The organism is Pseudomonas coronafaciens pv. oryzae str. 1_6, from assembly GCF_000156995.2.
In the GTDB taxonomy this organism is placed as follows: Bacteria; Pseudomonadota; Gammaproteobacteria; order Pseudomonadales; family Pseudomonadaceae; genus Aquipseudomonas; species Aquipseudomonas tremae.
Map to the genome: position 1 here is coordinate 477,663 of NZ_CP046035.1, position 12,610 is coordinate 490,272.

The window sequence follows — 12,610 nt, forward strand, 5'->3', positions numbered from 1 at the left end:
AACGCCTGAAACAAAAACGGCCCGCCTTTCAATGAAAGTGCGGGCCGTTCTGGTTATGCCTGGAAGCTGAAAAGCTCAGCTTTTATTGTGATCGATGTCCAGGTTGTAGAACGTGGCCTTGCCACCTTCCGAGGTGTAGCCCGTATTGTCCTGGGTGTACACGCCCGCTTTGAAGTAAAGCGGCTTGTCACGCCAGGTCTTGCTGATCCGTTTGCTCCAGTCGGTACCGTTGACAGAGACAGTCAATTTACCGCCCTTGGTCAGGTTAATCGCGTAGTTGAATGTCTCATTCAGCTTCACACCTTCTACTATCTTATAGACCTTGCTGTCGTCGTCATCGTAACGGTTGCGAACTTTGGCAACGATGTCACCGGTCTTGGTGTCTTCATCGTACTGGTATTCGACTTTCAGAAGAGGCTCGGTGCTTTCATAGGCGTGGATCTGGCCGATCACGACCTTGCCTGTCGACGGTACCTGATCCACTTCCAGTTTGGCATTCAGGTGGTTGTCTGCGTCTGGATAGACCCAGTTGTGTAGTGATCCGTCGGCCCAGGTTTCTCGTAGTTCGCTACGCGAGTATTTGGCGTTGTCGGTCTTGGTGCCAGTCACCGGCGACCAGAACACGATGGAATCAGACTTCGACTGGAAGTATTTCCCGTCGTAGCCCTTTACCAGTTGAGAGGTTTCGATGGTCTTGGGGGGTGTCTCCACCGGGATGCTGAGGTTCCACGATCCAAGATCTACCATTTTTTATCCGTCCATAAATACGTTTTGCCAGCGAATGGGTCTCTGGTCTGTAGGGAAAGGTTTGGGGGGAGAGTTTTATACGTCTTGTAAGACAATTTGTTAATGGAAAATTGTCGAACGAATGACGTCAAAGTGCTGTCACTTTTTCTGCAGGGCAGGGATTTCAAGGGCTGTAGAGAATGACCGTTAGTCGGTTAGATCGAACTTTGATGGTTGGGAAGAGGTGCCTTGCTTCTGCTTTTGGCGAGACGGGGCTAGAGTTGGAACCAAAGTATGACGGTCTTCCTGGCTTACAGGCGTCATACCCACATAGAGAAGCAGCATGGAACGCGTGCCACCCCAGCCACATGATGGCTCTTCAGTATTGTTGGTTGTAGACGATTACCCGGAAAATCTGGTGACGATGTGCGCTGTTCTGCAAAGAACGGACTGGCACATCGTGACCGCCAGCTCAGGCATCGAGGCGCTGACGGTGCTTCTGGAGCAGGAAGTCGATCTGGTATTGCTGGACGTACAGATGCCGGGCATGGACGGCTTCGAGGTCGCGCGATTGATGCGTGGCAGTCAGCGTACCCGCCTTACTCCCATTATCTTCCTGACGGCCAACGAGCAGACCCAGGACGCTGTGCAGAAGGGATACGCAAACGGCGCGACGGATTACCTCTTCAAACCGTTCGACCCCAACGTGCTCAAACCCAAGGTTCAGACCTTGCTGGAGCAGCAGCGTAATCGTCGTGCGCTGCAGCAGCTCTCCCAAGAGCTGGAGTCGGCCAGGGCCTTCAACGCATCGGTCTTGTCGAATGTGGCTGAAGGTATTTTGGTGGTGGAAGAAACAGGCCTGATCAGCTTTGCCAACCCCGCTATCTGCCAATTGCTGAACGCTTCGGTCGAGCAGCTACGGGGGACCCGGGTGCTCGACTATATCGTCGAGCCGCAGGTGGGTGAGTGGCTGGATTCGGGGTTTTATCAACACTATCGCAAGTCAGACACCTACCGCGTTCACGATGCTGTGTTGCGCACTGCCCAAGGGGCGCAGTTGCCGGTCGCGTTGTCCTGCGCCGCGCTGCCTGCTGAGCAAAAGGCAATGGTGCTGACGGTGCTCGACATGTCGGTGGTCCGTGATCTGTACCAGCAGCTGGAAAAACAGGCCGTTACAGACGCCTTGACCGGTCTGCTCAATAGACGCGGTCTGTATCAAGCCGTTGAAAGCATGCTGTTGCGTAATGAGCAGGCGGATAAATACCTTGTCGTGCTGTTCATGGACCTGGACGGCTTCAAGCAAATCAACGACGCGCTCGGTCACGATGCAGGGGACCAGGTGTTGCTGTGGGTCGCGCAGCAATTCAAGGACTGCATGCGCCCTTATGATGTGCTGGCGCGGGTTGGCGGTGACGAATTTACCGTTGTTATCGATGGCCTTGACTACCCCGAGCAGGCCGCAAAAATTGCTGAAAAGCTCATCGATCGCGTGTCGGGCAGGCGGCAGGTCGATGGTGTCGATATAACCGTGGGCGCGAGTGTAGGCATTGCGACCTTTCCCGATTGCGGCTCAAACCTTGACGGCCTGCTGCGCGCAGCAGATATCGCCATGTACGAAGCCAAGCGCGCAGGACGCCAGCAATACCGGTTCTATGACCAGAACATGAACGGGCGCGCACGCTCGCGGCTAATGCTTGAAGAAAGCGTGCGCACGGCCATCGACGGCAAGGACTTTTCGGTGGTCTATCAGCCACAGATTAATATGGTGGACGGTCGGCTGCGCGGGTTCGAAGCGCTGCTGCGCTGGCAGCATCCGGCGGTAGGCGAGGTGCCTCCTGCATTGTTCATTCCCCTGCTGGAAGAAACGCGACTGATCAACAGGCTGGGCGGCTGGATCTTCGATCAGGGTGCCGAGCAGCGCCAGATATGGAGCGGGGTGTTTGCTTCGGATGTGGTCGTGAGTGTCTGCGTGAGCCCTACGCAGTTCTGCATGCCCAATCTGGCCTCGGAACTAAAGCGTGCGATGGACCGATTTGAACTGGAACCAGGGCAGCTGGAAGTAGAGATCACTGAAAGCTCACTGGTCAACAACCTGACGCACAGCCATAAACAGCTGAGTTTGTTGCACGATATCGGCGTGCGCGTCGCGCTGGACGACTTTGGCACGGGGGAATGCTCACTGTCGCACCTGCGTAATCTGCAACTGGACACGCTGAAGCTCGACCGACGCTTTGTGGCCAATATTGTAGGGTCCAAGCGAGAGTCGGCATTGGCCCGGAGCATCATCGATCTGAGTCGCAACCTCGATATGCTGGTCATTGCCGAGGGTGTAGAAACCCATGAGCAGTATCAGTGGCTGGCCGACAATGGCTGCCAGATCGTGCAGGGGTTTCTGATCTCTCACCCGATGGTTGCCGACGACGCCGTGCAGTTCCCGGCGCACTTTGAGCTGCCCGCCTTGAAGCGTGCCGGATTGCTGTAGAATGGCGCACTTTCATGAGTGCGCCAGAGACCTATGACCGCGTCTAGCCATGCCTCGCTGAAGTACTTGCAGGCTTACCCGCAGGCCCTGCAGGATCAGGTGCAGCAACTGATCGAGCAGGGCCGCCTTGCGGACTATCTGCAACAACGCTACCCCGAGCGTCACCAGATTCAGAGTGACAAGGCGCTTTACGCCTATGCATTGGGGTTGAAGCAGGACCACCTGCGCAACGCGCCGGCCATTAAAAAAGTGCTGTTCGATAATCGTCTGGACCTGACCCACCGTGCGCTCGGGTTGCACACCAAGATATCCAGAGTGCAGGGCGGCAAGCTCAAGGCCAGCAACGAGATTCGTGTAGCGGCCCTGTTCAAGGAAGCGCCCCCGGAGTTTCTGAACATGATCGTCGTCCATGAGCTGGCTCATTTTCGCGAGTCTGACCATAACAAAGCGTTTTATCAGTTATGCGAGCACATGTTGCCCGGCTATCACCAGCTGGAGTTCGACCTGCGCGTATACCTGACGTATCGCGACCTGCAGGCTGCCCGGGTGGCCCTCTGAACAACGTATGGAAAAAGGATTCGTCGATGGAGGTCAGCAAGACCAAAAGCAGTTTCTATCGCCGGTTGTACGTGGCGTACCTGATCGATTCGCAGATCGCCAGCAGCGTTCCCGAGCTGACCACAGTGACCGGCATGCCACGTCGCACTGCGCAGGACACCATCAGCGCGCTCGCCGATCTGGACATCGAGTGTGAATTCGAACAACAGGAAGGCGCCCGCAATCACGCCGGCAGCTATCGCATTCGCGACTGGGGAGCCATCGACAAGGCCTGGATTGCCAGTAACCTTGCCAGCATCAAGGCCGTGCTCGGGTATCCCTGAGGAGCCGCTTGCAACTCAAGGCCGCCCCTAGTCCAGATCGCGACGCATGCCGATGTGCGGGATGTCGTCTTCCAGATATATCTCGCCGATCGGGTCGAAGCCGTATCGGCTGTAGTAGCCCTGCAGGTGGGCCTGAGCCGACAGGTATATGGGCTGGTCTGGCCATTTTCGTTCGGCGTTTTCCAGTGCCTGGACCATCAATTCATGGCCGATGCCTCTGCTGCGGATCGACGGTGCGGTCACCACGCGGCCAATGGTCACGTCGCCGCCTTGCTGGATAGGATCGAGCAGGCGAAGGTAAGCCACCAGCTTGTCGCCCTGCCAAGCCATCAAGTGGCAGGTATCGCCTGTCAGGTCTTGTCCGTCCACGTCCAGATACACGCATTTCTGCTCGACCACAAACACCTCCGCCCGCAGTTGCAGCGCGGCATAGAGCTGCTGGATGCTCAGTTCGGTGTGATGTTTGCAGATCCATTCAATTGACATGTTGCAGACTCGCAGATAAACCAGAAGCGAAGTCTAAACGTATCCGGCGACATTCCCAATAAACGCTGTCATTCGAGTGCGTGAAGCTTTGCAGAATGTGTGTTTCCTGCAGGCTGTCTACTGACTGCTTCAGGGCTTCAATTATGTGCAGGCACGTTAATGAACAGTGGTTTTGCTGCCGATAGGATTGCATCGGCCTCGTCGATCTCTTCAGGAACCTGAGCATGTCGAATTTGCTTCGCGCTGTTGGGTTGCTGGTCTTCTTGCTGATGGCGCAAGCCGGTGCGGCGGAAAAGCTGCGTCTGGTCGCGGACCCCTGGCCGCCCTTTACCGATGCGCTGCTGCTCAATGGCGGCCTGGCCACCGATATTGTCACTACCGCGTTGCACCGCGCCGGGTACTCCACGGCCTACGAACAGGTGCCTTGGGCGCGGGCCATGCTGGGGTTGCGTGAAGGGCGTCACGACGTGCTGATCAATGCGTGGTTCAGCGAAGACCGTGAGAAAGTGGGCCAGTTTTCAACGGAGTACTTGCTCAACCGGATTCGCCTCATCAAGCGCAAGGAATCGCCTATGGGCAGCCTGACCCTTGAGCAGATGCATGATTACCGTATTGCTGTCGTGAGGGGGTACGCCTATTCACCCGCATTCGATAACGACGCATTGCTCAAGAAAGTTCTCGTGCAGAACTTCTCCTCGGCTGTGCGCATGCTGGCGGCTGACCGTGTCGACCTTGCGCTTGAAGACGAATACGTGGCCCGTTACAACCTGGGGCTCGAGTCTGAAGAGGTGCGCAATCGCGTCGCATTCGTCCCGGGCTCGTTGAGCGAAAACAGCCTGCATATTCTGGTCAGTCTGAAAAACCCGGAGCATGCGCGAATCGTTGCTGATTTTGACCGGGAAATCGCGGCGATGAAAGCCGACGGTACTTACGAGGAACTGCTCAGACTGCACGGTCTGCAAGCGTCTCCGGAACCTTGATCAAGTGTGCTGCGAGGGTGCGCAGCGGCGCCAGTTGACGACAGATCAGCGCCAGTTGGGCTTGCACCAGGCGCTGGCTTTCGTCCATCTCTTCCGGAAGTTGCTCGAGTTGTGTGGCCAGCGCTTCCTCCGCATCACTCTGTACCGCGACGGGTTTTTTCTCGGCCAGCCCGGAGGCGATTTCATCGATGCTCGCTGCCAGCGCGGGACCGACGTTGTCGATCAGGTGCTCGCGGATCTCGGGCGGCAACTGGGTGTCGCGATGCGCACCTAGCCCTGACAGGTAGCTCAGCAAGGTGTGCGACAGCACCAGAAAGCGAAAGCCGACATCTGCTTCCTTGCGGAAGTGGCCGGGCTCCATGAGCATGTTCGCCAGCGTGGTCGACAAAGCGGCATCAGCGTTGTGGGCGTTGCGCCTGGCAAGCCGGTAGGCCAGATCGTCGCTTTTGCCGCTGGCGTACTGCTGCATGATCTGGCGCAGGTAGATGCTGTTGCAGGTCAGGGTATTGGCCAGCACCTTGTTCAGGCGTCGCCCTTGCCAGTCGGGCAGGAACAGGAACACCGCAAGGCCGGCGATGAGGCTGCCCAGCAGCGTATCGAACAGCCTTGGCAGAAACAGGCCGTAACCGTCCCCGACCTGATTGAAGCAGAACAACACCATCACCGTGATCGCGGCTGTCGACAGGGTATAGCGGGTGGTGCGGTTGACGAAGAACACCACGCCAGCCAGTACTGCGCACATCGATTGCAGAATCGGGCTGGTGACCAGATCGAACAGTACCCAGCCGACCGTCAGACCAATCGCTGTGCCGATAATCCTTTGCCCAAGCTTGCGTCGGGTTGCGCCGTAACTCGGCTGGCAGACAAACACCGTGGTCAGGATGATCCAGTAGCCTTGCGAGGGGTGTATCAGGTGCACCATCGCATAGCCGATGGTCAGCGCCAGCGGTAGGCGCAGTGCATGGCGAAACAGCAGCGAAGTCGGGGTCATCTGCAGGCGCAAGCGCGTCCAGACATCTTTGAGATTGCGCGGTGAACGGTCCAGCAGGCTGCTGTCGGTGGCATCGGCGACGGCGTCCGGGTTGCTGGCGTCCCTGATCAGGCGGTCCAGCGTGCCGAGGTTGGCGGCCAGCGCTCGCAGCGAGCGCAGCAGGCCACGCCACGCGGGGTTGCTCTGGATACGCAGATGCTCAAGGGACGCCTGAAGGTCTTCCATGGCTTCGGCAAAGTTGGGGTCATAAACGAACGGTTGACGCAGCTGGATGGACTCTGAGAGCGCCTGACAGGCCACACCTTGCTGACGCAGCAGGCGCTGGCAGCGGAACAGCACGTCGCTGTGGAAAAAGGCCTCAGCCAGGGAGTTGTAGGGGTAATGCGACGAGCTGGCACGCTCGTGGATATCCTGCGCGATGAAGTACAGCTTCAGGTAGCGGCTGACCTTCGAGCCGGGACGGCCACTGCCGACGCGGTGCAGGATGATTTCCTTAGTGGCGTTCAGCGCCGCAACCACCCGGCCGTTCTGCTGCGCCAGTTCCAGGCGACGGGCCTCCACGTTGAGCGTGCGCAACGGTTCGAACAGCGTCGATTTGAGCTTCAGGTACTGCCCCAGCTCACGGAACAGTCGCGCCAGCGCCTGCTGCACCGGCTGGTTGGAAAACAGCATCTGCCAGAGCACCGACAGCAGGCCGTACCAGGCTGCGCCCGCCACCAGCAACATTGGCTCATGCCAGAAGTCCAGCACCTCGCCGCCACGCTGATCGACGCCGATCATGGTGTAGACCGACAGAATCAGCGTGCCGTAGGCGATTGCGCCATAACGTTCGCCCAGCGCGCCGAGCATGGTCAGGCAAAAGCTGGCCAGTGCCAGTGAACAGACGAATAGCCAAGGGTAGGGGAACAGCAGTTCGACGGCGAGGGCGGCAACACTGAAACACACCAGGGTCACTGCCAGGGCATTCAGCCGGCCCTGCCAGCTGTCGTCGGTCTCGGCCAGGGCACAGGCGATAATCCCCAGGAACAGCGGGATCAGCAGGGCCATCTCGTTTTGATACCAGCACAGCGCCATGCTGCCGGTCAGCGCGATAAAGACTCGAACGCTATAGCTGAATTTATCCAGCGCCCACAATCGACGGAGTGTATGACGGAGAGATTTCGATGCCATGGATAAGCTGACGGCCCTGTTCGCAATTGATCGATCCTGCAGGAGGATATGTACAGCCCAAACGGCGGGCTGTACATCTGCTTCGCAACATTTATACCGGTTTGCAGTGTCGCAATGTTACGTCACGTGTACTGCGTCACACGTATTGCGCAGCCGCATAGGCCGATGCCCATGCCCACTGGAAGTTGAAGCCGCCCAGGTGGCCGCTCACGTCCAGCACTTCGCCAACGAAATAAAGGCCGGGGGATTTCAGCGACTCCATCGTCTTGGACGACACTTCACGGGTATCTATGCCACCCAGCGTTACTTCGGCGGTGCGATAGCCTTCGGTGCCCGCCGGGACCAGCTGCCAGCTCGCCAGCCTTTCGGCGATATCGGCCAGTTCCGCGTGGGTGTACTGCTTCATGGGTTTGGACACGAACCAGTTTTCGGCGATCAGGTTGGCCATCTTCTTGGTGAATATTTCACCCAGCAGGGTTTTCAGTTCGCTGTTGGGGCGCTCTGCCTGCTGTTGCGTCAGCCAGGCCGAGGCATCGTGATCAGGCAGCAAGTTGATTTCCACTGTGTCGCCGGGCTGCCAGAACGAGGATATCTGCAAAATCGCGGGGCCACTGAGGCCGCGATGGGTGAACAGGATGTTTTCACGAAAGCTGGTGTCGTTGCAGCTCACCAGACAATCGACCGATGTGCCGGACAGCTCGGTACACAGGTCCTTGAGCTGGTCGGTGATGGTGAACGGCACCAGCCCGGCGCGGGTCGGCAGCAGCGTGTGGCCGAACTGCTTGCCGACCTGATAACCGAAGCCTGTTGCCCCCAGCGTCGGGATCGACAGGCCGCCCGTGGCGATGACCAGTGATTCGCAGGTCAGCGTGCCCAGTGTGGTTTGCAGGCTGTAGCCGGCTTCGGTCTTGTCGATCTGCTGCACGGAAGTGTCCATGTGGAGGTCGACACCGGCTTGTCTACATTCCTCCAGAAGCATCTCCAGAATGTCGCTGGACTTGTTGTCGCAGAACAGCTGGCCGAGCTTTTTCTCGTGATACGGCACGCCATGTTTGGCGACCATCGCAATGAAGTCCCACTGTGTGTAGCGGGCCAGAGCCGATTTGCAGAAGTGCGAATTCTGCGACAGGAAATTGGCCGGCTCGGTGTACATATTGGTGAAGTTGCAGCGACCGCCACCGGACATGAGGATTTTTTTGCCGGGTTTGTTGGCATGATCGATCAGCATCACCTTGCGCCCGCGAGCGGCAGCAGTGAACGCACACATCAAACCTGCGGCGCCAGCGCCAATGATTACAACGTCAGTAACGGGCACAGCGTGTTTCCTCGAACTTTAGGTCACGACCGTTCCCATGCTCCGCGTGGGAATACCTCTCGTGATGCTCTGCGTCACATACCTGCGTCGCGCCACATATTCAAAATTGGACGCAGAGCGTCCAGAGCTGCGTCCCCACGCGGAGCATGAGGACGATAATGCAACTGACGACTATTTCAGAGAATCCGCACGCGCAGCGACTTGCCTTTGATCTTGCCGTTGTTCAGACGCTCCAGCGCCTGCTTGGCCATGCTGCGTTCGACGGCGACATAGGCCTGGAAGTCGAAGATCGCGATCTTGCCGACCTGGGTGCCCGCAATACCGGCCTCGCCAGTCAGTGCGCCGAGTATGTCGCCCGGACGCAATTTGTCCTTGCGGCCCGAGCCGATGCACAGCGTGGTCATGGCCGGCAGCAGCTTGCCACCTTCCTTGATGCTCAGCTTGTCGTATTGCTGCCAGTTCAACGGGGCTTTCTGCAATTCTTCGATGGCGCGCGCACGCTGGCTTTCGGACGGTGCCACAAGGCTGACCGCAATGCCTTTTTCGCCAGCGCGACCGGTACGGCCCACGCGGTGAATGTGAATTTCCGAATCGCGGGCCAGTTCGACGTTGAGCACCATGTCCAGCGCATCGATGTCCAGACCGCGTGCTGCTACGTCGGTGGCGACCAGTACCGAAGTACTGCGGTTGGCGAACATCGCCAGCACCTGGTCGCGGTCACGCTGCTCAAGGTCGCCATGCAGGCCGACTGCAGACATGCCCTTGGCGGTCAGGTGATCAACCACTTCCTGAACCTGCTGCTTGGTGAAGCAGAACGCAACGCAGGACGTTGGACGGAAATGACCGATTACCTTGACCACTGCTTCCAGACGCTGCTCGGGGGAGATCTCGTAGAAAATCTGCTCGATCTGGCTGTCGGCGTGCAGAGCTTCGACTTTTACTGTCTGCGGGTCACGCATGAATTTCGAGGACAGCTGCTTGATGCCGACCGGGTAGGTGGCCGAGAACAGCAGGGTCTGGCGACGTTGTGGGGTCTGCTCGATGATGTCAGCGATGGAGTCGTAGAAGCCCATGTCGAGCATGCGATCGGCTTCATCGAGAATCAGCGTGTTCAGGCCGTCAAGCACCAGCGAGCCTTTGCGCAGATGCTGCTGAATGCGGCCTGGCGTGCCGACGATGATGTGCGCGCCGTGCTCGAGCGAGCCGATCTGCGGGCCGAAAGACACGCCGCCACACAGGGTCAGCACTTTGATGTTGTCTTCCGAGCGGGCCAGACGACGAATTTCCTTGGCCACCTGATCCGCCAGCTCGCGGGTCGGGCACATGACCAGTGCCTGGCAACCGAAGAAGCGCGGGTTGATCGGGTTGAGCAGGCCGATGCCGAACGCAGCGGTCTTGCCGCTACCGGTCTTGGCTTGCGCGATCAGGTCCATGCCCTTGAGGATCACCGGCAGGCTCTGCGCCTGGATCGGCGTCATCTCGGCATAACCAAGCGACTCCAGGTTAGCCAGCATGGCAGCAGACAGGGGCAGAGAATTGAAAGCGGTGTTAGTCACGACGGTGGACCTGCAAAACAAAAATGTCGCGCAGTGTATCACCCGCCAGCCAGACCTGGCACCGCGATGAAGATCGTAGGAGCGAGCTTGCTCGCGAAGGGGCCCGTACAGCCCCAGAAGATGGGGCGTCTGGACCATGGTCTTCGTGAGCAAGCTCACTCCCACAGGATCCAGCAATGAGCGCGGAGCATGGGGCGCGATAGCGAGGCAAAAAAATCCCCGCTGGAGGGCGGGGTTGAGGTTCGAGCGTGGCAGCTCGCAAAGGTGTACAGCGAGGCCCGCCATGCGGCGGGCCTGCCTGGCTTACAGCAGGATTGTGCGGATGTCCGCCAGCAATTCGCTCAAGCGTTTGGTGAAGCGTGCAGCAGCTGCGCCATTGATCACGCGGTGATCGTAGGACAGCGACAGCGGCAGCATCAGTTTCGGCTGGAAGGCTTTGCCGTCCCAGACTGGCTGGATGGTTGCCTTGGAAACACCAAGGATCGCCACTTCCGGCGCGTTGACGATCGGCGTGAAGCCGGTGCCGCCAATGTGGCCGAGGCTGGAGATGGTGAAGCAAGCGCCCTGCATGTCGTTCGCAGTGAGTTTCTTGTTACGCGCTTTTTCAGCCAGTGCAGCGGCTTCAGCGGCCAACTGCAGCAGGCTCTTCTGATCGACGTCGCGGATAACCGGGACCAGCAGGCCATCCGGAGTGTCCACGGCGAAGCCGATGTGCACGTATTTCTTGCGGATTACAGCCTTGCCGCTGGGTGCCAGCGAAGCGTTGAAGTCCGGCAGCTCCTTGAGCAGGTGCGCGCAGGACTTGAGCAGCAAAGGCAACACGGTCAGCTTGACGCCAGCCTTCTCGGCAGCGCCTTTCTGCGCAACACGGAAAGCTTCCAGGTCGGTGATGTCGGCCTGATCGAATTGCGTGACGTGCGGAATGTTCAGCCAGCTGCGGTGCAGACCCGATGCGCCCAGTTGCATCAGACGCGTCATCGGCACTTCTTCGATTTCGCCGAAACGGCTGAAATCGACTTCCGGAATCGGCGGGATACCCGAGCCGCCGCTTGCGCCGCCAGCTGGAGCTTCCTTGGCCTTCTGCATCATGGTCTTGACGTAGGCCTGAACGTCTTCCTTCAGCACGCGGCCGTGAGGGCCGGTGGCACTGACCGCGTTCAGCTCGACGCCGAACTCGCGCGCCAGCTGACGAACGGCCGGGCCTGCATGAACCTTGGCGCCGTCTTTGGCGGGTGCGGCCGGAGCGGGTGCAGCTTCGGCTTTAGGTGCAGGAGCTGCTGCCGGGGCAGCCGCTTCAGCCTTGGCCGGAGCAGCAGCTGGAGCGCTGGCAGCAGGTGCCGGTGCAGCGGCAGGCGCAGCGCCTTCGACTTTCAGCTTCAGAATCAGGTCGCCGGTGCCGACTTCCTGATCCAGTTTGACTTCAATGCTTTCAACGACGCCTGCCGCAGGAGATGGAATCTCCATGCTGGCCTTGTCTGACTCCAGGGTGATCAGTGACTGATCAGCCTGAATGGAGTCGCCGACCTTGACCATCAGTTCGATGATCTTGGCCTTGCCCGAAGAGCCGATGTCCGGGACATGAATGTCCTGAACGGTGGCAGCTGCAGCTGGCGCTGGTTCGGCGGCAGCAGGCGCAGCTTCGGCAGGCTTTTCAGCAGCGGCAGGGGCGGCGGCAGCTGCAGGTTCGGCAGCAGGGGCAGGCGCCGCAGATGCTTCACCTTCCACTTCCAGTTCGAACAGCTCGTCGCCTTCTTTCAAGCGGTCGCCCAGCTTGACCTTCATGGCCTTGATGACGCCAGTCTTGGGAGCAGGGATTTCCATGCTCGCCTTGTCCGATTCAAGCGTCAGAACGCTCTGGTCAGCTTCGATGCGATCACCGACCTTGACCATCAGCTCAATGACTTCGCCTTCACCGTTGCCGATGTCGGGTACGCGAATTAACTCACTCACTATGTCTCTCCTCAGGAGAACCTGTTCACTCACGAATACGCTGGTTCAGTTACAACGAAACAGCGTTGGATGC

Annotated in this window: 10 protein-coding genes; 4 read left to right on the forward strand and 6 right to left on the reverse strand. The window is 58.8% G+C overall.

Annotated features, from left to right (window positions below):
• Window positions 1-75: 75 nt before the first annotated feature.
• A complete protein-coding gene (locus POR16_RS02225; protein WP_005888391.1) occupies window positions 76-747 on the reverse strand; it encodes a polysaccharide lyase family 7 protein in 672 nt (223 codons plus the stop codon).
• Window positions 748-1,069: 322 nt separating this feature from the next.
• On the opposite strand from POR16_RS02225, the gene POR16_RS02230 reads away from it, so the two are divergent.
• The 3 genes from POR16_RS02230 to POR16_RS02240 are packed head-to-tail and all read left to right on the forward strand — an operon-like array spanning window position 1,070 to window position 4,089.
• Window positions 1,070-3,208, forward strand: coding sequence for an EAL domain-containing protein (locus POR16_RS02230; protein WP_005888393.1), 2,139 nt, complete (start codon window positions 1,070-1,072; stop codon window positions 3,206-3,208).
• A 33-nt stretch (window positions 3,209-3,241) separates the two neighbouring features.
• Window positions 3,242-3,766, forward strand: coding sequence for a M48 metallopeptidase family protein (locus POR16_RS02235; protein WP_005888394.1), 525 nt, complete (start codon window positions 3,242-3,244; stop codon window positions 3,764-3,766).
• Window positions 3,767-3,792: 26 nt separating this feature from the next.
• Complete coding sequence (locus POR16_RS02240) at window positions 3,793-4,089, forward strand: winged helix-turn-helix domain-containing protein (protein ID WP_005888396.1); 297 nt, start codon at window positions 3,793-3,795, stop codon at window positions 4,087-4,089.
• 27 nt (window positions 4,090-4,116) lie between these two features.
• On the opposite strand, the gene POR16_RS02245 is transcribed toward POR16_RS02240, so the two are convergent.
• Window positions 4,117-4,575, reverse strand: a complete 459-nt coding sequence (locus tag POR16_RS02245; protein ID WP_005888399.1) for a GNAT family N-acetyltransferase — start codon at window positions 4,573-4,575, stop codon at window positions 4,117-4,119.
• Window positions 4,576-4,799: 224 nt separating this feature from the next.
• Between POR16_RS02245 and POR16_RS02250 the strand changes: the two genes are divergently transcribed.
• Entirely contained in the window at window positions 4,800-5,555 is a 756-nt protein-coding gene (locus POR16_RS02250) for a substrate-binding periplasmic protein (RefSeq protein WP_005888400.1), read from the forward strand.
• On the opposite strand, the gene yccS is transcribed toward POR16_RS02250, so the two are convergent.
• The 4 genes from yccS to aceF all read right to left on the reverse strand — a co-directional run bounded on the left by yccS (window position 5,518) and on the right by aceF (window position 12,537).
• Window positions 5,518-7,716 carry a YccS family putative transporter gene (gene yccS / locus POR16_RS02255; protein WP_032618265.1) on the reverse strand — a complete coding sequence of 733 codons (2,199 nt, stop codon included), beginning with the start codon at window positions 7,714-7,716 and terminating at the stop codon, window positions 5,518-5,520. The two genes, POR16_RS02250 and yccS, sit on opposite strands and share 38 nt — an antisense overlap.
• 136 nt (window positions 7,717-7,852) lie before the next feature.
• Window positions 7,853-9,031, reverse strand: coding sequence for a BaiN/RdsA family NAD(P)/FAD-dependent oxidoreductase (locus tag POR16_RS02260; protein WP_005888405.1), 1,179 nt, complete (start codon window positions 9,029-9,031; stop codon window positions 7,853-7,855).
• Window positions 9,032-9,207: 176 nt separating this feature from the next.
• Window positions 9,208-10,587 (reverse strand): ATP-dependent RNA helicase DbpA, encoded by a 1,380-nt coding sequence (gene dbpA / locus POR16_RS02270; RefSeq protein WP_005888408.1) that lies wholly within the window; start codon window positions 10,585-10,587, stop codon window positions 9,208-9,210.
• A gap of 303 nt (window positions 10,588-10,890) precedes the next feature.
• Complete coding sequence (gene aceF, locus POR16_RS02275; protein ID WP_024668634.1) at window positions 10,891-12,537, reverse strand: dihydrolipoyllysine-residue acetyltransferase; 1,647 nt, start codon at window positions 12,535-12,537, stop codon at window positions 10,891-10,893.
• Window positions 12,538-12,610 lie beyond the last annotated feature (73 nt).

Excerpts from the sequence above, each read along its gene's own strand:
- POR16_RS02240 (WP_005888396.1), top strand. The coding sequence starts at position 3,793 with ATGGAGGTCAGCAAGACCAAAAGCAGTTTCTATCGCCGGTTGTACGTG.
- POR16_RS02250 (WP_005888400.1), top strand. The coding sequence starts at position 4,800 with ATGTCGAATTTGCTTCGCGCTGTTGGGTTGCTGGTCTTCTTGCTGATG.
- POR16_RS02230 (WP_005888393.1), top strand. The coding sequence starts at position 1,070 with ATGGAACGCGTGCCACCCCAGCCACATGATGGCTCTTCAGTATTGTTG.
- POR16_RS02225 (WP_005888391.1), bottom strand. The coding sequence starts at position 747 with ATGGTAGATCTTGGATCGTGGAACCTCAGCATCCCGGTGGAGACACCC.
- POR16_RS02235 (WP_005888394.1), top strand. The coding sequence starts at position 3,242 with ATGACCGCGTCTAGCCATGCCTCGCTGAAGTACTTGCAGGCTTACCCG.
- yccS (WP_032618265.1), bottom strand. The coding sequence starts at position 7,716 with ATGGCATCGAAATCTCTCCGTCATACACTCCGTCGATTGTGGGCGCTG.
- POR16_RS02245 (WP_005888399.1), bottom strand. The coding sequence starts at position 4,575 with ATGTCAATTGAATGGATCTGCAAACATCACACCGAACTGAGCATCCAG.